Origin of the sequence: Polynucleobacter hirudinilacicola (assembly GCF_002192535.1) — a bacterium.
In the GTDB taxonomy this organism is placed as follows: Bacteria; Pseudomonadota; Gammaproteobacteria; order Burkholderiales; family Burkholderiaceae; genus Polynucleobacter; species Polynucleobacter hirudinilacicola.
Genome location: NZ_NAIA01000002.1, coordinates 58,345 through 81,135, shown reverse-complemented (window position 1 = coordinate 81,135; position 22,791 = coordinate 58,345). Strand labels below are relative to the sequence as shown.

General features: G+C 45.3%; 33 protein-coding genes. 19 read left to right on the top strand and 14 right to left on the bottom strand.

Annotated elements, in window-relative coordinates:
• Positions 1–217: 217 nt before the first annotated feature.
• From B6A14_RS03060 to B6A14_RS03030, 7 genes are all read left to right on the top strand, one after another.
• A complete protein-coding gene (locus B6A14_RS03060) occupies positions 218–844 on the top strand; it encodes a MotA/TolQ/ExbB proton channel family protein (protein ID WP_087908991.1) in 627 nt (208 codons plus the stop codon).
• Positions 844–1,311, top strand: a complete 468-nt coding sequence (locus B6A14_RS03055; RefSeq protein ID WP_087908990.1) for an ExbD/TolR family protein — start codon at positions 844–846, stop codon at positions 1,309–1,311. Before B6A14_RS03060 ends, B6A14_RS03055 begins: the two co-directional genes overlap by 1 nt.
• Positions 1,312–1,334: 23 nt before the next feature.
• The gene (gene lpxK, locus B6A14_RS03050) at positions 1,335–2,420 is read left to right on the top strand and encodes a tetraacyldisaccharide 4'-kinase (RefSeq protein WP_087908989.1); all 1,086 of its coding nucleotides are present in this window, start codon (positions 1,335–1,337) and stop codon (positions 2,418–2,420) included.
• Between the two features lie 47 nt (positions 2,421–2,467).
• Positions 2,468–2,647, top strand: a complete 180-nt coding sequence (locus B6A14_RS03045) for a Trm112 family protein (RefSeq protein ID WP_087908988.1) — start codon at positions 2,468–2,470, stop codon at positions 2,645–2,647.
• 23 nt (positions 2,648–2,670) lie between these two features.
• Positions 2,671–3,432 carry a 3-deoxy-manno-octulosonate cytidylyltransferase gene (gene kdsB, locus B6A14_RS03040; RefSeq protein ID WP_087908987.1) on the top strand — a complete coding sequence of 254 codons (762 nt, stop codon included), beginning with the start codon at positions 2,671–2,673 and terminating at the stop codon, positions 3,430–3,432.
• A gap of 113 nt (positions 3,433–3,545) precedes the next feature.
• On the top strand, positions 3,546–4,211 hold the full coding sequence (adk, locus tag B6A14_RS03035) for an adenylate kinase (protein ID WP_087908986.1): 666 nt from the start codon (positions 3,546–3,548) through the stop codon (positions 4,209–4,211).
• 10 nt (positions 4,212–4,221) lie between these two features.
• Positions 4,222–5,193, top strand: coding sequence for a GDP-mannose 4,6-dehydratase (locus tag B6A14_RS03030; protein WP_087908985.1), 972 nt, complete (start codon positions 4,222–4,224; stop codon positions 5,191–5,193).
• Here B6A14_RS03030 and B6A14_RS03025 read toward each other — a convergent pair whose 3' ends face one another.
• From B6A14_RS03025 to glyA, 4 genes are all read right to left on the bottom strand, one after another.
• Positions 5,194–5,496: an addiction module antidote protein gene (locus B6A14_RS03025; protein ID WP_087908984.1), complete on the bottom strand. Its 303-nt coding sequence runs from the start codon at positions 5,494–5,496 to the stop codon at positions 5,194–5,196. It lies immediately after the preceding gene.
• Positions 5,497–5,793, bottom strand: coding sequence for a type II toxin-antitoxin system RelE/ParE family toxin (locus B6A14_RS03020; protein WP_087908983.1), 297 nt, complete (start codon positions 5,791–5,793; stop codon positions 5,497–5,499).
• 114 nt (positions 5,794–5,907) lie between these two features.
• On the bottom strand, positions 5,908–6,354 hold the full coding sequence (gene nrdR, locus B6A14_RS03015) for a transcriptional regulator NrdR (RefSeq protein ID WP_087908982.1): 447 nt from the start codon (positions 6,352–6,354) through the stop codon (positions 5,908–5,910).
• A 28-nt stretch (positions 6,355–6,382) separates the two neighbouring features.
• Positions 6,383–7,627, bottom strand: a complete 1,245-nt coding sequence (gene glyA, locus B6A14_RS03010) for a serine hydroxymethyltransferase (RefSeq protein WP_087908981.1) — start codon at positions 7,625–7,627, stop codon at positions 6,383–6,385.
• A gap of 76 nt (positions 7,628–7,703) precedes the next feature.
• Between glyA and tolQ the strand changes: the two genes are divergently transcribed.
• The 9 genes from tolQ to B6A14_RS02965 all read left to right on the top strand — a co-directional run bounded on the left by tolQ (position 7,704) and on the right by B6A14_RS02965 (position 13,719).
• Positions 7,704–8,360 carry a protein TolQ gene (tolQ, locus tag B6A14_RS03005; RefSeq protein ID WP_087908980.1) on the top strand — a complete coding sequence of 219 codons (657 nt, stop codon included), beginning with the start codon at positions 7,704–7,706 and terminating at the stop codon, positions 8,358–8,360.
• A gap of 2 nt (positions 8,361–8,362) precedes the next feature.
• A complete protein-coding gene (locus B6A14_RS03000) occupies positions 8,363–8,785 on the top strand; it encodes an ExbD/TolR family protein (RefSeq protein ID WP_087908979.1) in 423 nt (140 codons plus the stop codon).
• Positions 8,786–8,814: 29 nt separating this feature from the next.
• Positions 8,815–9,618 (top strand): energy transducer TonB, encoded by an 804-nt coding sequence (locus B6A14_RS02995; protein ID WP_087908978.1) that lies wholly within the window; start codon positions 8,815–8,817, stop codon positions 9,616–9,618.
• A 3-nt stretch (positions 9,619–9,621) separates the two neighbouring features.
• Positions 9,622–10,932: a Tol-Pal system beta propeller repeat protein TolB gene (gene tolB / locus B6A14_RS02990; protein WP_201721462.1), complete on the top strand. Its 1,311-nt coding sequence runs from the start codon at positions 9,622–9,624 to the stop codon at positions 10,930–10,932.
• A 157-nt stretch (positions 10,933–11,089) separates the two neighbouring features.
• Positions 11,090–11,599, top strand: coding sequence for a peptidoglycan-associated lipoprotein Pal (pal, locus tag B6A14_RS02985; RefSeq protein ID WP_087908977.1), 510 nt, complete (start codon positions 11,090–11,092; stop codon positions 11,597–11,599).
• A complete protein-coding gene (gene ybgF, locus B6A14_RS02980; protein WP_087908976.1) occupies positions 11,600–12,331 on the top strand; it encodes a tol-pal system protein YbgF in 732 nt (243 codons plus the stop codon).
• Positions 12,332–12,334: 3 nt separating this feature from the next.
• Complete coding sequence (gene queC, locus B6A14_RS02975; RefSeq protein WP_087908975.1) at positions 12,335–13,078, top strand: 7-cyano-7-deazaguanine synthase QueC; 744 nt, start codon at positions 12,335–12,337, stop codon at positions 13,076–13,078.
• 109 nt (positions 13,079–13,187) lie between these two features.
• A complete protein-coding gene (locus B6A14_RS02970) occupies positions 13,188–13,442 on the top strand; it encodes a type II toxin-antitoxin system prevent-host-death family antitoxin (protein WP_087908974.1) in 255 nt (84 codons plus the stop codon).
• Positions 13,429–13,719, top strand: a complete 291-nt coding sequence (locus B6A14_RS02965) for a type II toxin-antitoxin system RelE family toxin (RefSeq protein WP_087908973.1) — start codon at positions 13,429–13,431, stop codon at positions 13,717–13,719. Before B6A14_RS02970 ends, B6A14_RS02965 begins: the two co-directional genes overlap by 14 nt.
• A gap of 2 nt (positions 13,720–13,721) precedes the next feature.
• On the opposite strand, the gene B6A14_RS02960 is transcribed toward B6A14_RS02965, so the two are convergent.
• Genes B6A14_RS02960 through B6A14_RS10190 form a run of 6 tightly spaced genes read right to left on the bottom strand, consistent with a single transcriptional unit; the run spans position 13,722 to position 17,274 of the window.
• A complete protein-coding gene (locus B6A14_RS02960) occupies positions 13,722–14,333 on the bottom strand; it encodes a riboflavin synthase (protein WP_087908972.1) in 612 nt (203 codons plus the stop codon).
• Between the two features lie 32 nt (positions 14,334–14,365).
• The gene (gene ribD / locus B6A14_RS02955; protein WP_087909196.1) at positions 14,366–15,481 is read right to left on the bottom strand and encodes a bifunctional diaminohydroxyphosphoribosylaminopyrimidine deaminase/5-amino-6-(5-phosphoribosylamino)uracil reductase RibD; all 1,116 of its coding nucleotides are present in this window, start codon (positions 15,479–15,481) and stop codon (positions 14,366–14,368) included.
• A gap of 25 nt (positions 15,482–15,506) precedes the next feature.
• Positions 15,507–16,061 (bottom strand): pilus assembly FimT family protein, encoded by a 555-nt coding sequence (locus B6A14_RS02950; RefSeq protein WP_236635640.1) that lies wholly within the window; start codon positions 16,059–16,061, stop codon positions 15,507–15,509.
• Complete coding sequence (locus tag B6A14_RS02945; RefSeq protein ID WP_087908971.1) at positions 16,054–16,386, bottom strand: hypothetical protein; 333 nt, start codon at positions 16,384–16,386, stop codon at positions 16,054–16,056. Before B6A14_RS02945 ends, B6A14_RS02950 begins: the two co-directional genes overlap by 8 nt.
• On the bottom strand, positions 16,383–16,970 hold the full coding sequence (locus B6A14_RS02940) for a hypothetical protein (RefSeq protein ID WP_201721461.1): 588 nt from the start codon (positions 16,968–16,970) through the stop codon (positions 16,383–16,385). The genes B6A14_RS02945 and B6A14_RS02940 overlap by 4 nt, the downstream gene beginning before the upstream one ends.
• Positions 16,933–17,274 carry a type IV pilus modification PilV family protein gene (locus tag B6A14_RS10190; protein WP_129560402.1) on the bottom strand — a complete coding sequence of 114 codons (342 nt, stop codon included), beginning with the start codon at positions 17,272–17,274 and terminating at the stop codon, positions 16,933–16,935. Before B6A14_RS10190 ends, B6A14_RS02940 begins: the two co-directional genes overlap by 38 nt.
• 123 nt (positions 17,275–17,397) lie before the next feature.
• Between B6A14_RS10190 and ribBA the strand changes: the two genes are divergently transcribed.
• Genes ribBA through nusB form a run of 3 tightly spaced genes read left to right on the top strand, consistent with a single transcriptional unit; the run spans position 17,398 to position 19,604 of the window.
• Complete coding sequence (gene ribBA, locus B6A14_RS02935) at positions 17,398–18,537, top strand: bifunctional 3,4-dihydroxy-2-butanone-4-phosphate synthase/GTP cyclohydrolase II (protein WP_087908969.1); 1,140 nt, start codon at positions 17,398–17,400, stop codon at positions 18,535–18,537.
• A gap of 30 nt (positions 18,538–18,567) precedes the next feature.
• Positions 18,568–19,083, top strand: a complete 516-nt coding sequence (gene ribH, locus B6A14_RS02930) for a 6,7-dimethyl-8-ribityllumazine synthase (protein ID WP_087908968.1) — start codon at positions 18,568–18,570, stop codon at positions 19,081–19,083.
• Positions 19,084–19,091: 8 nt separating this feature from the next.
• A complete protein-coding gene (nusB, locus tag B6A14_RS02925) occupies positions 19,092–19,604 on the top strand; it encodes a transcription antitermination factor NusB (protein ID WP_087908967.1) in 513 nt (170 codons plus the stop codon).
• Positions 19,605–19,633: 29 nt separating this feature from the next.
• On the opposite strand, the gene trmB is transcribed toward nusB, so the two are convergent.
• Genes trmB through B6A14_RS02905 form a run of 4 tightly spaced genes read right to left on the bottom strand, consistent with a single transcriptional unit; the run spans position 19,634 to position 22,751 of the window.
• On the bottom strand, positions 19,634–20,440 hold the full coding sequence (gene trmB, locus B6A14_RS02920; protein WP_087908966.1) for a tRNA (guanosine(46)-N7)-methyltransferase TrmB: 807 nt from the start codon (positions 20,438–20,440) through the stop codon (positions 19,634–19,636).
• Position 20,441: 1 nt separating this feature from the next.
• A complete protein-coding gene (locus B6A14_RS02915; protein ID WP_087908965.1) occupies positions 20,442–21,377 on the bottom strand; it encodes a UDP-glucuronic acid decarboxylase family protein in 936 nt (311 codons plus the stop codon).
• A gap of 35 nt (positions 21,378–21,412) precedes the next feature.
• Positions 21,413–21,871, bottom strand: coding sequence for a DUF2721 domain-containing protein (locus B6A14_RS02910; RefSeq protein WP_087908964.1), 459 nt, complete (start codon positions 21,869–21,871; stop codon positions 21,413–21,415).
• Positions 21,872–21,905: 34 nt separating this feature from the next.
• On the bottom strand, positions 21,906–22,751 hold the full coding sequence (locus B6A14_RS02905; protein WP_087908963.1) for an undecaprenyl-diphosphate phosphatase: 846 nt from the start codon (positions 22,749–22,751) through the stop codon (positions 21,906–21,908).
• Between the last annotated feature and the right edge of the window lie 40 nt (positions 22,752–22,791).

Here is a 22,791-nt window from a genome sequence, read left to right as displayed (position 1 = left end):
CTGACCCAAAACGTCTCATAAATCCAACAGCTAAAAATTAAGTCATTGATTTATATGGGTATTATTTCAAGGCCCTACAAGTACTTTAAGGCCAATTCCTACTCGTTTTACCATCAATCAAGGACTTAGAGCACCTTCCCAAAAAAGTTTTGCACAGAGTTATCCACAGGCTAGCTTTCTGAAAGGGGCTTTTTAATTCAGCTAAAGTACTGAGCTTATGTACTCAATCTTACTATCCGCTGGCTGGCCCATCTGGCCTCTTTTGCTTATTTCGATTATTGGCTTAGCGATCGTATTGGAGCGTAGCTGGTATTTGCGGCAAATTCATGTTTTCCCAAAAGACTGTTTAGAGACTGCTTTTAGTCTTTGCAATCAAATGCTTAAAGACAATAAGCCCTCAGACGCTCAAATTAGCGCACTCACTCAATTATCCCCAGCAAGCCCCTTGCTAGCCTGTGTTTTAAAAGAAAAGCTTAATGGCAGCAACTCTGAAGCAGCACTTGAAGAGCTCCAAGCGGTGGCCCAGATGACTTGGTTCAAATTGGATCGCTACCTAGGGATTCTGGCAACGATTGCCACCATCGCCCCCTTGCTAGGTTTATTTGGCACTGTCGTTGGCATGATCGAAATCTTTGGTAGCCAAGGAGCGATCAATGGCGCTGGCAGCCCGCAACAACTAGCTCACGGAATTTCTGTTGCACTGTATAACACTGCGTTTGGATTGCTTATTGCCATTCCTGCACTAGCGGCATGGCGAGGATTGCGCGCTCTTGCAAATGAGCGTCAACGTGAATGTGAAGAGTTCACGCGCCAGCTGTTTAAAAAACTCTATTCTCAATCGTAATGAGTTGGTTAAGTCTGCACTCGTCATCCAAGAGAAGTTTTTCTCTTGGAACCACTCCAGCATCTGCTGAACCAGAGATAAACCTCATTCCCTTTATTGATGTTTTGTTAGTAGTGCTGATCTTTTTAATGATCTCTACCACTTTTACACGCTATCAAGAATTGGCGATTACTTTACCAACTGCGAATGGTAGCGAAAGCCAGACAGACAATAAACAAGTACATATCGCCGTAAGTCGTGATGGTCGCTTTGCTATCAATGGCAAGGTGACTGATCGTAGCGGACTGAGTGGAACCTTAATGCAACTAAGCAATCAAAGTACCAGCACAAAAGATGGCGTCAGTAATATTCAAGTCAATATTGATGCTGATGCCAGAGCACCGCATCAAGCTGTGATGAGCGCTCTAGAAGCTGCGCGTGATGCCAATCTATCGAACATTGTATTTAGCAGTCAAACCAAAAAGTAAGTCCAGGAAAAATTATCCTCATCATGGCGCGCTCTTTTTTTCGTAAAGCCCCTCAATTTTGGGAAAAGCGCGGACCCACTGCTCTCCTGCTTTGGCCGCTGTCTTGGGTTTACGGTTTGGTCTTGCGGATTCGCAAACTCATTCAAGATTTAGGGCTAATCAATCGTCAAGCTGTGCCAGTTCCCATCATCATCGTCGGCAATATTCGGGTGGGCGGTACTGGCAAGACGCCAATTGTGATTGCACTTGCACAGCGCTTGGCGCAACTAGGATGGCAGCCAGGCATTATCAGTCGCGGTTATGGATCTTCAGCACAAACTCAACCTGTACAAGTACGCAGCGATTCAGATCCGATGCAGGTGGGTGATGAACCAGTGCTGATTGCAAAGCGTACGCATGAACAATTTCCGATTTGGGTATTTCCAAAACGTCAGCAAAGTATTAAGGCGCTACTCAAACAATCACCCGAAGTGAATGTCATCATCAGCGATGATGGCTTGCAACATAGCAGTCTATCCCGTTGGCCTGCACGAGAAGGTGGTCGCGATATTGAATTTGTAGTGCGCGATGGGCGTGGTGAAGGGAACGGCTTTTTATTACCAGCCGGACCTTTGCGCGAACCTGCCAATCGGGCCCGTGATGCTACCTTACAGACCGAGTCCTCCAACAGCAATAAAAGTGGTTTATCAGAAGAGTATTTTGAAGGCCGACGCACTTTTGCCTTGGTAGGTACTCTAGATACACCCTATCAGCTTCATCACCCAGAAAATATTCAAACACTTGCGCAGATTTCTGAGCAGTACTTGCCGGATCAAATCAGTGCTGTGGCAGCGCTTGGTAACCCCCAGCGTTTTTTTGCTGCCCTCCAAAAACAAGGTGTCACAGGTAAATGGATCCCATTGCCAGATCATGCGAGTTATACCCAGGACTTTTTTAATGGCATTCAGTCGCAATGCATTCTGATCACCGAAAAAGATGCCGTGAAATGTGCTGCCATTAACGATGAGCGCATTTGGGTAGTGCCAATGAGCTTACATCTGCCGAATGACTTGATAGACTGGGTGCAGTCAATCCTGCAAAGACCTGATCCCCATCGCTATAACCTGTAAAGCCGCTTTGGTGTTCAATTTATGAAAGCGCTAAACTGAGAACAATCATGGATAAACGTTTACTCGAAATTTTAGTATGTCCTTTGTGCAAAAGCCCTTTGCATTTAGATACTGCCAAGCATGAACTCATTTGCAAGGCTGATCGCTTGGCTTACCCCATTCGCGATGATGTACCTGTCATGTTGGTAGATGAAGCGCGCGCTCTTAGCGCCGATGAAGCACTCTAAATAATTCATTCAATATCTTTTGCATGAGCACTCATCAATCTCCCGACTTTTTGGTTGTCATACCCGCAAGACTGGGATCTACTAGATTGCCACGCAAACCACTAGCTGATATTGGCGGCAAGCCAATGGTGGTTAGGGTTGCAGAGCGTGCCAAGCAATCACTTGCGCAGAGCGTCGTAGTTGCAACAGATTCGCCAGAGATTGAGGCAGCTTGCACTGCGCATCGTATTGATTGCTTGCTCACTAGCCCCGATCACCCTACTGGTACCGATCGTCTTGCTGAAGTTGCGCAGTTGCTTAAACTTCCAGCCAATTCCTTGATTGTGAATGTACAAGGTGATGAGCCACTGATTCCAGCAGAACTGATTAATCAAGTTGCCCAAACTTTGGCCAACAATGCTCAATGCGCCATCTCAACTATTGCAGTACCCATTAGCGATACATCTGAAATTGAGAACCCTAACGTTGTCAAAGTGGTGCTCAATCGCCTAGGAGAGGCCTTGTATTTTTCAAGAGCGCCAATTCCATTTGTCAGAGATGCACACAACACCCAAACAGCCCAGCATCTTCGCCATTTAGGCATTTATGCCTACCGAGCTGACTTTTTACAGGCCTATACCCGCTTAGAGCCCGCACCCCCAGAACAAGCAGAGGCTTTAGAGCAACTGCGCGCCCTCTGGAATGGCTACCGAATTGCGGTTCATACGGCTTCAGAGGCGCCTCCAGCAGGTGTAGATACACCAGAGGACCTAGAGCGGGTCAGAAAACTATTGGGCAGCATCTAGGCCCAAGAGACTTTTGTTAAGCAGCTAGGGTTTCTCGGGGATAATCCTAGTCATTAGCTATCAAGCCTCCCAGCAAAATACGGGACAATGACAGCTCTTCTAAGGGGAAAAACATGCGGTTGATTCTGCTCGGTGCACCTGGTGCTGGTAAAGGCACACAAGCTCAGTTTATTTGCGAAAAATTTGCTATTCCACAAATTTCCACTGGCGACATGTTGCGCGCTGCGGTTAAAGCAGGAACAGAGCTCGGCATTGCTGCCAAAAAAATTATGGATGCTGGTGGCTTGGTATCTGATGACATCATCATTGGTTTAGTCAAAGATCGCTTAACTCAGCCTGATTGCAGCAAGGGTTATTTGTTTGATGGTTTCCCAAGAACGATCCCACAAGCGCAAGCTATGAAAGATGCTGGCGTACCCATCGACTATGTTTTAGAAATCGATGTGCCATTTGATGCCATCATCGATCGCATGGGCGGACGTCGCGTTCACCCAGCCTCAGGTCGTACTTATCACATTAAATTCAACCCACCCAAACTAGCAGGTAAAGATGATGTAACGGGTGACGATTTGATTCAGCGTGATGACGATAAAGAAGAAACTGTTCGCAAACGCCTACAGGTATATGACGATCAGACTCGCCCACTGGTTAAGTATTACTCCTCTTGGGCCAATCAAGCAAGTGCAAGCGACAAAGTAAAAGCTCCTGCATATTGTAAAGTCAGCGGCACCGGTAACGTCGATGACATTACTGCCTCCATCTTTGCAGTCTTAAAGTAAGTCCGCTCAATTGGCAGCCAAAAAAGCATTAATCATCGGCATTACTGGGCAAGATGGTGCTTACTTAGCAAAGCATCTCTTATCCAAAGGATATGAAGTAACGGGCTCATCACGCGATGTGATGGCCTCTTCTTTTAACAATCTCAATACCGTTGGTATTCGCAATCAAGTTAAGTTAATTTCTGTTTCGATTAATGACTTTAGAAGCGTCTTTAATGCAATTCAGCAAGCTGATCCAGACGAGATCTATAACCTAGCAGGTCAAACCTCGGTAGGACTCTCTTTTGATCAGCCGGTTGAGGCCATTGAGAGTATTGCCATTGGCACGCTTAATATTTTGGAGGTCATTCGCCTTCTCAATAAGCCAGTACGTTTTTATAACGCTGGCTCAAGCGAATGCTTTGGCGATACCGGAGATACTCCAGCCAATGAACAAACTCCATTTGCACCACGAAGTCCTTATGCGGTAGCTAAATCTACTGCCAAGTGGCTAATTAATAGCTATCGCGAATCTTATGGTCTCTTTGCGTGCACTGGAATCCTGTTTAACCATGAGTCGCCTTTGCGCCCTGAACGTTTTGTAACGCAAAAAATTATTGCTGGTGCAGCCAAGATTAAAGCTGGTCAACTCGATAAGCTGCAATTAGGTAATTTAGATATCTCACGTGACTGGGGTTGGGCCCCTGAATATGTTGAGGCAATGTGGCTCATGATGCAACTGGACAAGCCAGATGACTTTGTCATTGCTACCGGTAGAAAAGAATCACTGAAATATTTTGTTGCCAAGTCTTTTGAATACTTTGATTTAGATTGGCAAAAGTATGTTGAGATTGAACCCAGCTTCTTTCGTCCCAACGAAATCGTCTCAAGCGTTGGCAACCCCGAAAAAGCTCTCAAAGTATTGGGTTGGAAGAAACCAACCGATATTGATGGGGTAATTCAGATGATGTGTGCTGAGAAGGCAAAGTCCATTAAAGCTTAACTAAGCATGCACGCTTAGCTTCATACCAAGCGCATGAATTACTTTTGCTACTGTCTCAAAACGAGGCTGTGCCTCTATCTTGAGGGCTCTATATAAAGACTCTCGAGTAACGCCGCTCTTTTTGGCGATTTCTGTCATGCCTTTTGCTCTAGCAATATCGCCAATTGCTGCAACAAATAAGGCGGGATCTCCGTCCTCCAATACAGCCGAAAGATATCCTGCAATATCTTTTTCTGTTTTCAAATGATCAACAACATCAAATTTTGACAAATCTTTTATTTTTATCTTTTTGGTACTTTTCATTTAATCCTCCAAGGTCAAAAGTAATTGCTTAACCCTCTTAATATCAGCTGCTTGGGTGGACTTACAACCACCACCCAACATTAAAATGATCGTCTTTCTGCGCTGCACGTAATACATTCTCCACCCAGCACCAAAATGCTCACGCATTTCCCAAACGCCGTTAGCAATTGGAGCTAAATCCCCAATGCTACCCAGCGATACTTTACGAAGTCTTGAAAGCAAACGACCACGCGTTAAAGGATCGCGAATAGCGACAAACCAAGATTCAAATTCATTTGTTTTTTTAATTTCATACATACATCAATTGTAATCAATTGGTTACAGTATACAGAAAAACCGCTTCATGCAAATAGTCTTTTTTATTTAAAACTGTGGATGCGTGGTGGGCGCTAGATTAAGGCTACCCTGGACTTACTTCAACTCTTTGAGCGCGCTCTCAAAAGACTCAATGTCTGCAAAGCTTCTGTAGACCGAAGCAAAACGAATATAGGCCACTTTATCTAAGCGCTTAAGTTCACGCATAACTAACTCTCCTACGCGCTCGCTAGGGATTTCCTTCTCACCAAGACTGAGCAGTTTTTCTTCGATCCGAGCAATCGATTCATCTACAGAGTCTGATGAGACTGGGCGCTTTCTCAGAGCAAGTTTGATGGAGCCAGCCAGCTTATCGTGGCTGTACTCTACCCGGCTGCCATTCTTCTTCACAATAGCCGGCAAGGCTAATTCGACACGCTCATAGGTTGTAAAGCGTTTATCGCATTTAGCACAACGACGGCGCCGGCGAATGGTATCACCCTCATCCGATACCCGAGTATCGAGTACCTGAGTATCGTCGTTATGGCAAAAAGGGCAGCGCAATGTGGGCTCTTTTCTTTAGAGTGTTAGATTAACCGTACACCGGGAAACGCTTGGTGAGCTCAGAGACTTGAGCGCGCACTTTAGCAATGTTTGCTTCGTCATTCGGGTTATCCAAAACATCGGCAATAAAGTTACCCACCTGTCTTGCTTCAGCTTCTTTAAAGCCACGGGTTGTCATTGCTGGTGAACCCAAACGAATACCGCTAGTCACCATTGGTTTTTCTGGATCATTTGGAATGCCATTCTTATTGCAAGTAATGTGTGCATCACCCAAAACGCGCTCAGCTTCTTTGCCGGTCATTTTCTTGGCACGCAAATCTACCAACATCACATGTGAATCTGTACCGCCAGACACAATGCGCAGACCACGAGAGATCAATGTCTCTGCCAAGGCTTTGGCATTAGCAATCACTTGCTTTTGATAATCCTTGAAACTCGGTTCTTGTGCTTCTTTGAACGCCACTGCTTTAGCAGCAATCACGTGCATCAAAGGACCACCCTGTAAGCCTGGGAAGACTGCAGAGTTAATGGCTTTTTCATGCTCAGCCTTCATCAAGATGATGCCGCCACGAGGACCGCGCAAACTCTTGTGTGTTGTCGAGGTGACGATATCTGCGTGTGGCACTGGGTTTGGATACACACCAGCGGCAATCAGACCAGAGTAATGGGCCATGTCTACCATGAAAATAGCGCCGACTTCTTTAGCCAACTTACCAATGCGCTCCCAATCAATTACAAGGGAGTAAGCAGACGCACCAGCAATAATCAACTTAGGCTTATGCTCACGCGCTAAACGCTCCATTTGCTCATAATCAATCGCTTCGTTTTTATCGAGGCCATAGGAAATCGGATTAAACCACTTACCACTCATATTGAGTGCCATACCGTGAGTCAAGTGACCACCTTCTGCCAGACTCATTCCCATAAAGGTGTCACCAGGTTTTAGGAACGCCAAGAAAACTGCTTGGTTCGCAGATGCACCGCAATGGGGCTGAACGTTAGCAGCTTCAGCACCATACAGTGCTTTAACGCGATCAATTGCCAATTGCTCAGCAACGTCGACAAATTCACAACCACCGTAATAACGCTTACCTGGATAACCTTCAGCGTATTTATTGGTCAATTGTGAGCCCTGTGCCTCCATCACTGCTGGAGAGGCGTAATTCTCAGAGGCAATAAGCTCAATATGATCTTCTTGGCGCTTATTTTCCTTTTGGACGGCTTCCCACAGTTGGGGATCGGTTTTGGCTAAATTGTTCTGACGGTCAAACATGGTGATAATCCTGATGAAGTTGGATTGTTGAGTTAATTAACTTAGTAAAATCAACCTACATCATACAAAATCCATCATGACCACTACACAAGACCTCTCCTTTCTCTCTCTAGTCCTCAATGCCAGCCTATTAGTCCAGTTGGTAATGTTGTTATTACTAGGGATGTCCATTGCCTCTTGGACCATCATTTTTAAGAAAACAGCGGTTTTGCGTGGGGTTAGACGCGATACAGAGCGCTTTGAGCGCGACTTTTGGTCTGGAGGCGATCTTGCCACCCTTTTAGAGTCAGCCCAACGCAATACCCGCAGTAATGCCGTCCTAGAACATATCTTCGAGGCGGGCATGCAAGAGTTCATGAAAGTGCGTGAAATCGATGCTGCCCGTCGCGCCATGAAAGCAACCTATCAACGTGAAATGGATGCTCTTGAAGCCAACCTACCTTTCTTAGCTTCGGTTGGCTCTGTGTCACCGTATATCGGTCTCTTTGGGACTGTATGGGGAATCATGCATGCTTTCCGAGGTTTGGCCAATGTTCAAAACGCCACCTTGGCGGCAGTGGCACCTGGTATTGCTGAAGCACTAGTCGCAACAGCGATTGGTTTGTTTGCGGCGATTCCTGCAGTAGTTGCTTATAACCGCGCTGCTACCGATGTCGATCGACTCGCAATTCGCTTCGAAACTTTTATTGAAGAATTTACAAACATCTTGCAACGTCAAGGCTTAGGAAAATAAGCATGGCTGGATCATCTCTCAGGAGAAGTACTAAACGTAGGGTGATGGCTGACATTAATGTCGTTCCATACATCGATGTGATGTTGGTGCTACTTGTGATCTTTATGGTTACAGCGCCAATGGTCAATCCTGGTGTGGTGAATTTACCTACTGTTGGTGGCGCCAAGGTGCAAGCATTACCACCGGTCTTTTTAACGATTGATGCTAATGAAAATGTCATCGTACGCAAAGATGGTGAACCTGTTCAAACTCTCAACCGCTTTGAGCTTGGCGCATTTGCTAGAACTCAAGCAGAAAAGTCTGCAGAGCAACCGGTTGTGCTGGCGGCTGATAAATCCATTAAGTACGAAGTAGTCATGGATGTGATGTCGAAGCTTAAAGAAAATGGTGTGAAACGTGTTGGCCTTGCAGTCAAGAGCCAATAAGGAAAGGCTAGAGCTCTTTTTATTTGCCTATGAATAGCGCCCAAAGCTTACAACCCAATCTTTCTCCATTTAAACGGGAGCGGTTTACAAAAGAGGAAAGTACTAAACGCGCATTTAGTCTTTCATTGATTGCGCATTTAGGTCTAGTCGCTTTTTTAGTAATCGGCATTAGCTGGAATAACAGCACGCCTTCTGGAGTTGAGGTGGAGCTATGGGATTCTGTGCCGCAAGTACAAAGTACACCAGAACCGGAAATGAAAACAGTAGCTAAGGAAGAGGCTGCTGACATTGCGGTAAAGAAAAAGAAAGTGGAAAAAGAGCCCCCTAAAAAAGAAGTAGCGAAAGAAACGCCGAAGACAGTTAAGCCTCCTCCACCCAAGGAAAAAGAGCAAGCTAAAAAGGCTGAAGCTCCTAAAGAACCCTCTGCGGCAGAAGTAAAAGCAAACGCTGCCGCTGAAAAAGTACGTGCAGATCAATTGGCACGTCTTCGCGCAGCAGCAGGAGCCGAAGGTGGCAGTGGCGGCACAGTTGGTAGCGGTGTGGGTGGTGGCGGTAACGCACCCCCAGGCTGGACCGATAAAGTCATTAAGAAAGTAAAGCCGCTGATTGTGTTTAATGCGGAATCGGTAAGCGGCAACCCTGCAACAGTCATTCAGGTAAGCCTAGCTCCTGATGGGGCCATTTTGAGCACTAGCGTCCTGACATCAAGTGGCAATTCCGGCTGGGATCGCGCTGTATTACTAGCTCTGTCTCGTGCAGAAAGCTTGCCAAAAGATGACAATGGCAAAATCCCACAACGGGAAGTAAAGCTGACCTTTAAACCTAAGGACTAATGCATGTTGCAGTTGATGAAAAGAATTGTTTTGAAATCGCAACTATTGATTGCAGTTGTCAGTGCTGTATTGATTGGCGTATCGACTCCAGCATTAGCTCAGATGAATATTGAAATCACTGGTGTTGGTCAATCGCTTTATCCAATTGCAGTGATGCGTTTTAAAGATGAACAAAAATTACCTATCAGTATTACTGAAATCATTCGCCAAGATTTAGCACGCAGTGGTTACTTTAAGAATACTGAAAATGGTAATGCTGTTGAAAGTGATGAAGGTACACCGAATTACAAATCCTGGTCTGCACGCGGAGCAGATGCTTTAGTAGTGGGTTCTGTTGTGCAATCTGGTGGCTCGCAATTTGAGATTCAATACAAATTATTTGATATCCGTAAGTCTGAAAGCTTAGGTGGCCTAAAGCTGAATTCAAGTGCCGATAATTTACGTGCTGTAGCCCACAAAATTGCTGACGACATTATTCTCAAGTTGCTAGGTGAACGCGGCATATTCTCGACCCGCCTGTCTTATGTCATCAAGGATGGTAAGCGCTATCGCTTAGTGATTTCGGATGCGGATGGTCAAAATATTCGCAATGCCATGAATAGTGGCGAGCCCATCATCTCCCCATCCTGGTCACCTGATGGCAAGAAAGTGGCTTACGTCTCTTTTGAAGATCGCAAGCCAGTCATTTATGTTCATGAGCTAGCGACCGGTCGTCGCATTGCGCTCTCGAATCAAAAGGGTAATAACAGTGCGCCAGCCTGGTCACCCGATGGTAGAAAACTAGCTATCTCACTTTCTAAAGATGGCAATACCCAAATCTATAGTATTAATGCTGATGGCACAGGCTTACAGCGCTTAACGCGTGGTTACACCATTGATACCGAGCCACAGTACTCCACTGATGGTCGCTACATCTACTTCACGAGTGATCGTGGCGGCAATCCACAAATTTATCGTATGAGTGCTGAAGGTGAACAGGCTGAAGGGGTTAAGAGAGTTACTTTCAAACAAGGTTTTGTAACTTCACCACGCATCTCTCCGGATGGAAAATATTTGGCCTATATCGCCAACATTGGTGGTGCCTATCGACTCTACATTCTGAATTTAGCGACTGGTGATGCGCAAGCCTTAACTGACGGAACTAGTGATGAGTCACCCTCCTTTGCTGCCAACGGTCGGTATGTGCTGTACTCAACTAAAGTCAATGGTAAGCGCGTACTCGCTGCCGTCTCTGTTGATGGAAATTCCAAACAGGTTCTGAGTATTCCAGGTTCTGATGTCCGTCAGCCTTCCTGGGGTCCGTTTATGGATTAAGTGGATTAAGGTTTACTCGGCCTTGATCCACAAATCCTTTCTGGCATCCCATTTTTAGGCTAAATCGTTACTTTTCATACTCTTAGAGGCATAATATTGGCAATAGGCTCAGATATTGACTGGGTTGTTTAGTTAGCTTGTAAGAAAAGGAAAGACCATGAAAACCTCTTTAGCACGCCGTGCCGCCACATTTACCCTCATTAGCGCAACTGCATTGTTGCTGGCAGCTTGCTCTAGCGTGAAATTGGATGACGTTAATGGCGCTGGTGGCAGCGGTAGCGGTGGTAGTGGCAACTTTGGCTCACAACCATGGAATGACCCAAAGAGTCCCCTCTTCGAGAAAAGCGTTTACTTTGGTTTTGACGAATACACCGTGCAGACTAAATATCAAAAAATGCTATCTGCCCACGCAAGTTATTTAAAAGCAAACCCAACTCAGAAAATTATTATTCAAGGTAACACTGACGAACGCGGCACTGCTGAATACAACTTGGCACTAGGTCAACGTCGTTCTGATGCTGTGCGTAAATCATTGAACTTAATGGGTGTATCCGATAACCAAATGGAAGCTGTCAGCTTTGGTAAAGAAAAACCAAAAGCAGAAGGTGATAACGAAGCAGCTTGGGCAGAGAATCGCCGTGCTGATATTGTTTACATCACAAACTAAATGAAGATGCCTTTCTCTTCTGCAAAACAAACGCTCTCACGAGCGTTTTGTTTAAGTGCTACTCTAGTTTGCTTAGGTGCCTCCAACAGCGCCTGGGCACTATTTTCTGATGATGAGGCTCGTAAGGCCATCTTAGATCTACGCAAGACACTCGCCACGACCCAGCTTGAGCTGCAAGGCCAGATTGAAAAGCTCAAAGCAGATAATGCTGAGCTACGTGGCAAAATTGAAAACCTTGAAAAGCAAAGCGAAGACATTAACTCTAGTCAGAAAACCTACTATCAAGATTTAGATAATCGTCTCGGTAATTTTGAACCTCGTACCGCCACGATTGAAGGTGTGAGTGGCATAGTTCAGCCAAATGAGAAAAAAGCCTATGACGATGCTCTCAAAGCGTTTCAGGCAGGTAGCCTCAAAAAAGCCGATGAGAGCTTTACCGCTTTCATAGCAAAGTACCCCAAGAGCCCTTACATACCTCTCGCACTCTACTGGAGTGGTAATAGTAAATATGCGAACAAAGCTTATGCTGGCGCCATTAATCAACTCCAAAGCCTCATCAAAAATTATCCAGATCACCCGCGCGTTCCTGCAGCAATGGTCACCCTAGGCAATGCGCAACTAGAGAGCAGCAATAAAGCTGCTGCTAAAAAAACGTTTAGTGAAGTCGTAGCTAAGTACCCAGATACTGAAGCAGCTAAAGATGCCCAACAACTTCTGACTGCAACCAAGTAATCAATGTCTAAGTTGTCGGCAGCATTTCAGAATCTAGCACCACGCAAGCCTGGCGCCCCTGCAGTTATCTTATTTTCGGGTGGTCTAGACTCCACAACCGTTCTTGCTTTGGCCAAAGACCTAGGCTACTCACCCTATGCACTTTCAGTGGGTTATGGCCAGCGCCACTCTTCTGAATTAGCTGCAGCTAAACATATTGCAAAACAAATTGGTGTCATTCGCCATGAAGTAGTCAATCTTGATCTCACGCGTTTTGGCGGCTCTGCATTAACAGATTCCTCTATTGCTGTTCCAACTACCCCAGGAAAAGATCAAGAGATTCCGATTACTTATGTGCCAGCACGCAATACGATTCTTTTATCGCTAGCTTTAGGCTGGGCTGAGTCATTAGGAGGCCTAGATGTCTTCTACGGAGCTAATGCCGTAGATTACTCCGGCTATCCCGATTGCCGCCCTGAGTATGTCGCCTCTTTTGAGCACATGGCTAACTTAGCCACTAAAGCCGGCGTAGAAGCCATCAATGATCAGAATCGCTTCAGAGTGCATGCGCCCATTATCGATCTGACGAAAGCACAAATCATTGAGCTTGGTAGCACTATGGGTGTGGATTACTCACAAACAGTTTCTTGCTATCAAGCGAATGATTTAGGTGAAGCTTGTGGTGAATGTGAATCTTGTCGTCTAAGACAGGCGGGCTTTAAACAAGCCAATGTAAGCGATCCAACTCGCTACCGTAAGAATAAATAATCCAAAAAAACTAAAGCGCTAAATCCATAGGCCCTAGAGGCCTGATTTTGTCATGGTTGACTTGTTTTAAAAAGTACATAATAATGCACTAAATTATGGGCAATTTATTATGACTATTACACAAACAATACACGCCAAAACTACTGTTAGCATGACAGACTTAAGGAGAAATCCTAGCAAAATCATGCAGATAGCTGGGGACCTACCAGTTGCGGTTTTAAACCACAATAAACCTGAAGCCTATCTTCTATCAGCTAAGGCCTACGAGGCTCTACTAGAATTAATTGATGACGTTTCACTAATTAAAACTATTCAATCCCGCAAAGGCGGAAAAACGGTAAAGGTTAAGCTTGACGATCTTTAATCTTGAGTTTCATGTACTTGCCTTAAAGGAATGGCAAAAGTTAGATCAGTCTGTAAAAGATCAATTCAAAAAGCAGCTAGAAAAACGGCTCTCTAATCCAAGAGTGGCATCAGCCAAGCTCCATGGAGATCTAGACAACTTTTACAAAATCAAATTGAGAAGTGTTGGTTACAGACTAGTGTATGAGGTAATTGACCACAAGCTTGTGGTTATGGTGATTGCAGTAGGCAAAAGAAATCAAGAAGCAGTTTATAAAAAAGCTGCTAGTCGAAAGTAACACTAATTTATATTTAGCATGCGCGCCACATAACGCGCAATAAGATCAATCTCAAGATTCACAGCATCACCCTGCTGTAACTTACCCAAGGTGGTACTTTGTAAGGTGTGCGGAATCAAATTGATGTCCACAATACAAGCGTTTGAACTGTCTTCTGTCTTATTGACCGTCAATGAAACACCATTCACTACAATCGATCCCTTATAAGCTAAGAACGGAGCTAATTCTTTTGGCGCCTCAATGCGTAACAGCCAAGAGCCATAGGCATCATTAGCTACTTGTGAAAAATACGCCACTTTACCCACACCATCTACGTGCCCACTAACCAAGTGACCGCCAAGACGATCATTCAAACGCATTGCCTTCTCAAGATTCACAGGGCCTACTTTATCTAAGCCAACTGTTTTATTGAGTGACTCGCGAGAGATATCTAAAGTAAACGTATTACCTTTAAATTGCGTTGCAGTCATGCAAGCACCTTGAATAGCAATACTATCGCCTAAGGCAACATCCTCTAAATAGCCCTCTGGCACCTCAACTGCTAATTGCAAACCATCGCCCTTAGCTTGAGCGCTTGTAATGTGACCAACGGCAGTAATAATTCCAGTAAACATGGGATGATTTTAGTTCTTAATAAAGTGATAAATCAGTTTTTAATGAGACGCAGTCTTAAATCAGGACCAAACAAGGACTGATCAATGACTTTCCAGTTCTTGGGCGCATCTAATGTGGGCAAGGTTGGTACACTTGCCATACCAATACCCTCACCCATAAAAAATGGTGCGTAGTAAAGCAACAGCTCATCAACACAGTCTTCGCGAAGCATTGATCCATTGAGCTTGAAGCCAGCTTCAATATGAATCTCATTCATCTGCCTCTCTTGGGCTAAATACGAGAAGAGTTTTGGTAAATCTACCTTACCAAATGCATTAGGCATAGCAATCACTTCAATACCACGCTCCGTAAAAGCTTTGGCCTTCTCACGATTACCAGGCGATTCTAATTCAGCACACACAATTAGAACGCCCGATTGATCAAGTTGATTGAGAATGTTGGAGTTCGAGGGCGTCTCTAATTTAGAGTCAATGATGATTCTCATCGGTTGACGCTGAGTGACGACATCTCTCACGTTTAATGAAGGGTCATCTTCTTTGACAGTGCCAACACCAGTAATGAGTGCGCAAGCTTGTGCCCGCCAGTGATGACCATCTGCTCTTGCTAACGGGCCAGTAATCCACTGACTCTTGCCATTGGGTAATGCAGTCTTACCATCGAGGCTAGCCGCGATTTTTAGACGCACCCAAGGAAGACCTCTTGTCATCCGTGAAACAAATCCGCGATTCAGTTCCTGGGCTTGCGCTTCTAATAGACCACAATGCACTTCAATGCCAGCCGCTTTTAATCTTTCTAATCCCTTACCAGCTACCAAAGGGTTTGGATCACTCATCGCAGCAATCACTTTGGCAGGCTTGACGGCAATTAAGGCATCAACACAGGGCGGTGTTTTACCAGTGTGATTACAAGGCTCGAGCGTCACATATATAGTGGAGCCTGCAGGATCTTTGCCTTTAGATTGCGCATCGGCCAATGCTTGCACCTCTGCATGGGCTGCGCCCACTTTTTGGGTAAAACCACGACCAATGATTTCGCCATCTTTGACAATGACACAACCTACCCGAGGATTTGGGTTGGATAAATAAAGTGCTTTTTGAGCCTCGGCCAAAGCCTCGCCCATAAACTGGTGGTCAACTGCGCTGTACATGTATCTATTAAACCATTCAATCCAATCACTGACATCGCCTTGCATCTCTAGCGGGGTCACAGATTCTCCAGCGGCCCCCGCTGCCCAAAATCAGCTGGCGCTCAAGACTGGGAGCCCTGTAGTGACCCAAGATCAGGCGGTTAGCCACAAACCCGCCTTGGCCAGTTTTAGCAGCCCCAGCAGCATTAAACAAAATACCTCTTTTTTGAGAATGGGGATCTACAAACTGTTTGCCGCCACCCTTGAAATAAATCGGATCTATTGCGCCCTGAGAAAACCAATGCTGAGGGGTACAGCTTGATTGCACTCTTTTAGCAATACAGCCACTTTGGATAAGCCAGCCATCATCCCAACCACTTTGAGTTGCTGGCGCTAACAACACTTGTTCGCCTAGATACAAAGCTTGCTGTCTCGCAAAATGGGCGTGCACAATAAATCGCCTTGCAACTGAATCGATTTCTCGGGCAGCAATTTGATTTTGTAAAATTGGCATGGTACTCATAGCAATCATGGCCACAATCAAGATCACTACCATTAACTCGAGCAAGCTGCCACCATAGGATTGATGATCATTATTCATCAAATGACTGTCGCCAATTCAATCGTTTCGTAGTACCAGACTTTTCATCCAGAAGAATATGAACCTGTATCGTTGGTTTTTGTTTACTCGTAATTAACCAAATATTTTTCGAGATTGGCTGAATAAAACAATTATTTTCGGTTAATGCTGAAAGCGTACTGGGGTTTTGCTCACAATCTAGTAGCGCTTTTTCTGCAGCTATAAAATTTTTCTGTGCGAGTGCAATTGTTTTGACTTCAATGATGCGCAATGCAGTCAAGCGCTCCAGATGAACTATCAAAGAGGCGCAGAGAAGCAATAATGAGAGTACCCAAGCCAAAATCATGGCAGATTTCTAGTGCTAAAGGTACGTATTAGGTCTAGGTTTAATAAGGCCCCATCGGTCATTTGGAGACTCACCTGATAGAGTTTTTGTGTAGGTGATTTTTCTGAGGACACAATCTCTTCGATTACTAAATAATTCACACCATTCATTAGGGTAGTACTTTGCAAGCGGCCTTGCCGATCCAATGATTGGCAAATTAAGGATCCACCATTCACTTTCATACCTTTTGGAATTCCAGCCTGTCTATCGACCAAAAATGCTTGGCGTGCTATGCCTTGTTTTGTGCGCTCTTTCGTGAGCGTATTACCGATGCAATCAAAATCGATTTCATCGGAGATCTCATGCTGAATCATGACCGAATCAGATCCTCGAAACCCGGATTTTTTCTGAACTAAAATCCATTGATCTTTTTGTTTGCGTAGCTGGGTAGAATCGATTTTGCGATACCCAGCCATTCTGATGGCGCGCCCAATGAGTTCAAATGCACGCTCAGCTTCCGAGGTGAGTAATTGTCTTTTTTCATATTCGATTTGTTTGGCCACTAAATCAGCGCTTGTTTTGAGAAGTGGGTTGAGCAGCAGCATGCTGAGCGCGATGGCGACGAGACATTCGAGAAGATTCATGGATTTGGCCTTCGGTGTTTGTGATGACCCTTAGCCTGAGTTGCTCACTCACTTCAAAAGCATCAAACTCTCTTCTGAGTTGAGCTCTTTTACTTTCTACTTGGGCAGTGCGTAAGGCTAAGTTTTGATAAGAGCCAAGCAAAGCCATCCACGAACCCAAAATCAGACTCATGGCCACAATGACCTCCAATAAAACAAAGCCTTGAGAATTGTCGATTTGATGATCTGACGCGTATTTATGGGTAACTTGGTATGGCTGGCGCATTAAGCCATTTTCAGGGACCCTATGGGCTCTTAAAAGGCACTGCCAAAGCTCTTACTGTCCGAAAGCAGGCATATTCCTGTAGGACATCACAGCAATTGCCTGCTCAGCTTAAAATAGAGGGCTATGCCAAATACTCTCGCCTCTACAGAAGAAATCATTGCCGACCTGCGCGCCGGCAAGATGGTCGTTCTCGTTGACGAAGAAGATCGTGAAAATGAGGGCGATCTTGTTCTGGCAGCCGATCACGTAACAGCTGAAGCAGTCAATTTCATGGCTAAGCATGGCCGCGGCCTGATTTGCCTCACCCTCACCCGCGAGCGTTGCCAGCAATTAAACCTGCCACTCATGGTGCGTGATAACGGTACCTCGATGGGCACTAATTTCACAGTCTCTATTGAAGCTGCCACTGGAGTGACCACTGGCATTTCTGCTGCAGACCGTGCTTTAACGATTAAAACTGCTGTAGCTCCCAACGCCAAGCCTAGTGATTTAGTACAACCTGGCCATATCTTTCCTTTGATGGCTCAACCAGGTGGTGTACTTATTCGCTCTGGTCATACAGAAGCCGGTTGTGATCTTGCCGCAATGGCTGGCTGCTCACCAACTTCCGTGATTTGCGAAATCATGAAAGATGATGGCAGCATGGCTCGTCTGCCAGACCTTCTTGAGTTTGCTAAAGAGCATCAGCTCAAGATTGGCAGCATCGCTGATTTGATTAAGTACCGCAGCCAACACGAAAGTATTGTGGTGCGTGAAGGTGCCCGTGAATTTATTACTCCCTGGGGCAAGTTCGAGGGCATTATCTATCGCGACACTCCAAGCTCATGCGTACATATTGCCTTAGTGCATGGCAAGCCATCTGAGACTCAAGAGACATTAGTGCGAGTTCACGAACCCGTAACAGTATTAGATTTCTTAGACTCGCAGGTCAGCAATCACTCCTGGCCACTCGTGCAAGCACTGCAACAAATTGCTGCCGCTCCAGCGGGTGTTGCAGTACTTCTCAATGCCGCAGGCATCGCAGCCCCGAATGATCAGGATTGGTTGGCGCAGTTTCAAAAACTCAATCAACCTAAAGACGCAGTGAAAAAACCTTTGTCACGTAAAACGGATTTCAGAAGCTATGGCATCGGCGCTCAGATCCTCAAAGACATTGGTGTTGGCAAAATGCGCTTGCTTGCCAATCCAAACCCAGTACCAAGCTTGTCTGGCTACAAGCTAGAAGTAACAGGCTACCAGCCTTATAAACCAGCTACCACGTAAACTCTTCAGTAACTTATTTAGAAAAATATTATGACTAGCTCTCACAATGACTTTGTAGGCGTACTCGAAGCGGACCTGAATGGTCAAGACCTTCGCATTGGCATTGTGCAAGCACGCTTTAATGAAGAGCATTGTGTAGCCCTCACCAATGCCTGCATTGAAGAACTCATTGCTTTAGGCGTTGCACAAGCTGACATCAAGCTGGTTACCGTACCCGGTGCACTGGAGATTCCATTTGCACTCCAAAAACTGGTTGAGACTGGTGAGTTTGATGGCTTAGTAGCTTTGGGTGCTGTGATCCGTGGTGAAACCTATCACTTTGAGCTTGTCTCAAATGAATCTGCCGCAGGCATTACTCGCATCTCGATTGACTCAGGTCTACCAATCGCCAATGGCGTGTTGACCTGCGATACCGATGAGCAAGCGCAAGTGCGCGTGCAAGTTAAAGGCGCTGATTGCGCTAGAGCAGTAGTAGAGATGGCTAACCTGGCTTTAGCACTCACCCCCGATATTGATATCGAAATCAACCCCAGCGAAGAAGAGTAATTATTCTCATGTCTAAATCCAGTCTTACCTCTTCAAGCCCAGCATCAACAAAAGAAGTTAAGTCCGTAGCTCCCAAGCGCTCACTCACTCCGCGTCGTCGCGCCCGGGAATATGCTTTGCAAGGTGTCTATCAAAGTCTTGTGGTACGTCGCGCAGGTAGCTTGCCTAACAGCGCAGCGATTGCCAAACAATTGGCTGAAGATCCAGCGTTTCGTCGCTGCCAGCTCGATTTATTTCAAGGTATTTTTGAGGGCGTCTTAGATCGCGCAGATGAATTAGAAGCGCTCATTACTCCTGCACTGGATCGTCCAATTAACGAACTTTCCCCGGTAGAGCATGCTGCACTCTTAATTGGTACTTATGAACTGGCCGCAGATCTTTCCGTACCCTACAAAGTTGCGATCAATGAAGCGGTAGAGCTTGCCAAAACTTTTGGCGGTACTGATGGCCACAAGTATGTGAACGGTGTGCTTGATCTACTTGCCCAAACATTACGTAGCGCTGAGATCCAAGCAAGTTAAAACGCGTAGCGTGATTTAGCTGCCGGGGCTTACTTTTTTTGGTAAACCAAATCCCAAACACCATGGCCTAGTTTGATGCCACGGGTTTCAAACTTGGTAATTGGGCGATAAGACGGTCTTTCCACATAACCCGGATGCTCTGAACCCAGTTGATCAAGAGACGGCTTAAATTCATTTGCAGTTTCACCTGGCTTGGCAGTGTCTTCACTGGAAAATGTTTCTACCTTGACTCTATTAGTCGAAGTATTTTGTAAGGCAGCCTGGGCATTCAAGACCAGTAGCATCTGCTCGGCATAGTTATGCCAATCGGTTGCCAGATGAAGATATGCGCCTGGTTTTAATTTCGAAATTAATAAATTCACGAATGGTTCTTGAATCAGGCGACGCTTGTGATGGCGCTTCTTATGCCAAGGGTCTGCAAAATAGATATGAATGCCATCCAAAGAGTTTGGTGCAATCATTTTTTCCAAGACCTCAACTGCATCGTGACGCATGAGACGCACATTAGTGAGATTATTCTCACCAATGAGCTTGAGGAGTGCGCCTACACCTGGTATATGAACCTCAATTGCCAGAAAGTCATCTTGACTACGAAGAGCTGCAATCTTGGCGGTCGTCTCACCCATTCCAAATCCAATTTCCAAAATCTTGGGATTGGTAGATCCTTGAAATGCTGAGACTAAATCTAAGGCTTGCTCCTGAAAGGGGATCAGGTATTGAGGGCCCAGCTCATCTAGAGCGCGCTGCTGCCCTCCGGTTGTTCGCCCAGCCCTAAGGACAAATGAGCGAATGTGCTCAAAACGTTTCTCTGATTTTTGTGATTCTGATTGCGTCAACTTAAGCTACGACTTTCCTAAAGTACGCAATCGTCTCTTTCAGGCCATCCTCTAGGTTGACCTTAGGCTGCCAACCTAACTTTGCCTTGGCTAGCTCGATATTCGGTTGACGCTGCTTTGGATCGTCTGATGGCAAGGGTTGATGAATAATTTTGGATTTGCTACCAGAGAGCTTGAGCACTGTTTGGGCTAGCTGCAACATGGTGAACTCACCAGGATTGCCAATATTGACTGGTCCTGTAAAACCTTGCTCCGAGTTCATCATTTTGACCATGGCATCAATTAAGTCATCGACATAGCAAAAGCTGCGGGTCTGCTGGCCATCGCCATAGATGGTGATGTCTTTACCCTGCAAAGCCTGCACAATAAAGTTGCTCACTACACGGCCATCATTAGGGTGCATACGAGGACCATAGGTATTAAAGATGCGAACCACTTTAATATCTAAATTATGCTGACGGTTGTAATCAAAAAAAAGGGTTTCAGCACAGCGCTTACCTTCGTCATAGCAAGAGCGAATGCCAATGGGATTTACCTTACCCCAATAACTCTCTGGCTGAGGGTGCACTTCTGGATCACCATACACTTCGCTCGTAGAGGCCTGCAAGATGCGGGCTCTCGTTCTTTTAGCAAGACCAAGCATATTAATTGCGCCATGCACACTGGTCTTGGTAGTTTGTACAGGATCGTATTGGTAGTGCACTGGTGATGCTGGGCAAGCCAAGTTATAGATTTGATTAGTCTCTACATAGAGCGGGAAAGTCACATCATGACGCATGAGCTCTAATTTTGGATTGGGCAATAAGTGCGCTAAGTTCTCTTTTGTACCAGTGAAGTAGTTATCTACCACCAAAACATCATTACCCTCTTTTAAGAGTTTCTCGGTTAAGTGAGAGCCTAAGAAACCAGCGCCACCAGTGATGAGGATTTTGTTCATAGTAAATCTTTTTAGATGAAGAGTTGGTATTGAAATTAATAGTGTTTAGGAGAATTCCAGCCAGCCGAGCGGTATGCATAAACCACTTCGGCGAGCACAATCGATAAGGATGTCATAAAGGATATCAGACCCAATACAAAGGTCCAGATAACATACGTTGTTTGTAGAGAGTGGACTGCGCCAGCCTGAAAGAAAAAGAGTTCCAGCACAGTCAGGGAAATAAAGACCCCACTTAGAACAACGAAGAAAATAGCTGCCGTGCATAAGCGGCCACGGGTCTTAGCTTCATTCGCCTCCTTGTGCATATATTGAATGATTTCTTCATTCTTGACATCGCCCCGATGAATTGCCTGTTTTATGGCTCGCATGCGATCAACAGACCGAGCAAGCCGTGTTGAAATTGAATTTACTAAGGTAGCTACTGCAGTTAGCAAAAAGACTGGGGCTAGTGCTAACTGAATATTATTGGTAATTGCGTCAATTGATGAGTCCATCTTTAGCTCCGTATTCTGGATATTATTTTTATTGTTAATATGACCAAGCAATCAAGCCGGTGTATGCAGTAAACAAGACCAAAAGTCCAAAGGCAATGCGGTACCACGCAAATGGAATGAAATTATGGTGAGCAACATAATGAATTAACCAGCGCACGCATATAAATGCAGAGATGAATGCGGCTATAAAACCAATGACAATTGCTAAGCTAAATTCACCAGAGATCGCCACGGGATTTTTCCAAAGCTTAAATAACTCGTAAGCGGTTGCACCGCCAATAACAGGGATAGCCAAGAAGAAAGAGAATTCGGTGGCTACCGTACGTGGCAAACCAAATAACATTCCACCAATAATGGTTGCACCTGAACGTGAAGTTCCAGGAATTAATGCAGCGCACTGCGCTAATCCAACCTTAAATGCATCGAATGGCGAAAGATCATCCACAGAATGAATATGACTCTTTGCCAGGCTCGCTCTTTCTTGACGACGCTCTGCCCAAAAAATAATGAGAGCGCCAACAATGAAGGCGCTCGCTACCGGCATAGGGGAAAAAAGAACAGCCTTAATATATTTTCCAAATAAGAATGCCAAGCCCATTGCAGGAATTGAAGCAATCAGAAGATTGAAAACAAAGCGGCGAGAATTTGAGCTACTGGTAAAGGATAGGGCAACCTTCAAAAGCTTTTCCCGAAACTCCCAGCAGACCGCCAAAATCGCGCCAAACTGAATAATGACTTCAAAGGCCTTGCCACGTTCATCATTGAAATTTAATAAGTCGCCAACCAAAATCAGGTGGCCAGTACTAGAGATCGGCAAAAATTCTGTTAAGCCCTCTACTACCCCCAGAATGACTGCCTTGAGTAACAAATATAGATCCATCAGCAAATTTTATAGGCATCCCTATAAATCCCCGAGTATT

Bases quoted from the DNA above. Each gene is read 5' to 3' on its own strand.
- B6A14_RS03060 (WP_087908991.1), top strand. From the start codon at position 218: ATGTACTCAATCTTACTATCCGCTGGCTGGCCCATCTGGCCTCTTTTG.
- B6A14_RS03055 (WP_087908990.1), top strand. From the start codon at position 844: ATGAGTTGGTTAAGTCTGCACTCGTCATCCAAGAGAAGTTTTTCTCTT.
- lpxK (WP_087908989.1), top strand. From the start codon at position 1,335: ATGGCGCGCTCTTTTTTTCGTAAAGCCCCTCAATTTTGGGAAAAGCGC.
- B6A14_RS03045 (WP_087908988.1), top strand. From the start codon at position 2,468: ATGGATAAACGTTTACTCGAAATTTTAGTATGTCCTTTGTGCAAAAGC.
- kdsB (WP_087908987.1), top strand. From the start codon at position 2,671: ATGAGCACTCATCAATCTCCCGACTTTTTGGTTGTCATACCCGCAAGA.
- adk (WP_087908986.1), top strand. From the start codon at position 3,546: ATGCGGTTGATTCTGCTCGGTGCACCTGGTGCTGGTAAAGGCACACAA.
- B6A14_RS03025 (WP_087908984.1), bottom strand. From the start codon at position 5,496: ATGAAAAGTACCAAAAAGATAAAAATAAAAGATTTGTCAAAATTTGAT.
- B6A14_RS03020 (WP_087908983.1), bottom strand. From the start codon at position 5,793: ATGTATGAAATTAAAAAAACAAATGAATTTGAATCTTGGTTTGTCGCT.
- glyA (WP_087908981.1), bottom strand. From the start codon at position 7,627: ATGTTTGACCGTCAGAACAATTTAGCCAAAACCGATCCCCAACTGTGG.
- tolQ (WP_087908980.1), top strand. From the start codon at position 7,704: ATGACCACTACACAAGACCTCTCCTTTCTCTCTCTAGTCCTCAATGCC.
- B6A14_RS03000 (WP_087908979.1), top strand. From the start codon at position 8,363: ATGGCTGGATCATCTCTCAGGAGAAGTACTAAACGTAGGGTGATGGCT.
- B6A14_RS02995 (WP_087908978.1), top strand. From the start codon at position 8,815: ATGAATAGCGCCCAAAGCTTACAACCCAATCTTTCTCCATTTAAACGG.
- tolB (WP_201721462.1), top strand. From the start codon at position 9,622: ATGTTGCAGTTGATGAAAAGAATTGTTTTGAAATCGCAACTATTGATT.
- pal (WP_087908977.1), top strand. From the start codon at position 11,090: ATGAAAACCTCTTTAGCACGCCGTGCCGCCACATTTACCCTCATTAGC.
- ybgF (WP_087908976.1), top strand. From the start codon at position 11,600: ATGAAGATGCCTTTCTCTTCTGCAAAACAAACGCTCTCACGAGCGTTT.
- queC (WP_087908975.1), top strand. From the start codon at position 12,335: ATGTCTAAGTTGTCGGCAGCATTTCAGAATCTAGCACCACGCAAGCCT.
- B6A14_RS02970 (WP_087908974.1), top strand. From the start codon at position 13,188: ATGACTATTACACAAACAATACACGCCAAAACTACTGTTAGCATGACA.
- B6A14_RS02960 (WP_087908972.1), bottom strand. From the start codon at position 14,333: ATGTTTACTGGAATTATTACTGCCGTTGGTCACATTACAAGCGCTCAA.
- ribD (WP_087909196.1), bottom strand. From the start codon at position 15,481: ATGTACAGCGCAGTTGACCACCAGTTTATGGGCGAGGCTTTGGCCGAG.
- B6A14_RS02950 (WP_236635640.1), bottom strand. From the start codon at position 16,061: ATGAATAATGATCATCAATCCTATGGTGGCAGCTTGCTCGAGTTAATG.
- B6A14_RS02945 (WP_087908971.1), bottom strand. From the start codon at position 16,386: ATGATTTTGGCTTGGGTACTCTCATTATTGCTTCTCTGCGCCTCTTTG.
- B6A14_RS02940 (WP_201721461.1), bottom strand. From the start codon at position 16,970: ATGCTGCTGCTCAACCCACTTCTCAAAACAAGCGCTGATTTAGTGGCC.
- B6A14_RS10190 (WP_129560402.1), bottom strand. From the start codon at position 17,274: ATGCGCCAGCCATACCAAGTTACCCATAAATACGCGTCAGATCATCAA.
- ribBA (WP_087908969.1), top strand. From the start codon at position 17,398: ATGCCAAATACTCTCGCCTCTACAGAAGAAATCATTGCCGACCTGCGC.
- ribH (WP_087908968.1), top strand. From the start codon at position 18,568: ATGACTAGCTCTCACAATGACTTTGTAGGCGTACTCGAAGCGGACCTG.
- nusB (WP_087908967.1), top strand. From the start codon at position 19,092: ATGTCTAAATCCAGTCTTACCTCTTCAAGCCCAGCATCAACAAAAGAA.
- B6A14_RS02915 (WP_087908965.1), bottom strand. From the start codon at position 21,377: ATGAACAAAATCCTCATCACTGGTGGCGCTGGTTTCTTAGGCTCTCAC.
- B6A14_RS02910 (WP_087908964.1), bottom strand. From the start codon at position 21,871: ATGGACTCATCAATTGACGCAATTACCAATAATATTCAGTTAGCACTA.
- B6A14_RS02905 (WP_087908963.1), bottom strand. From the start codon at position 22,751: ATGGATCTATATTTGTTACTCAAGGCAGTCATTCTGGGGGTAGTAGAG.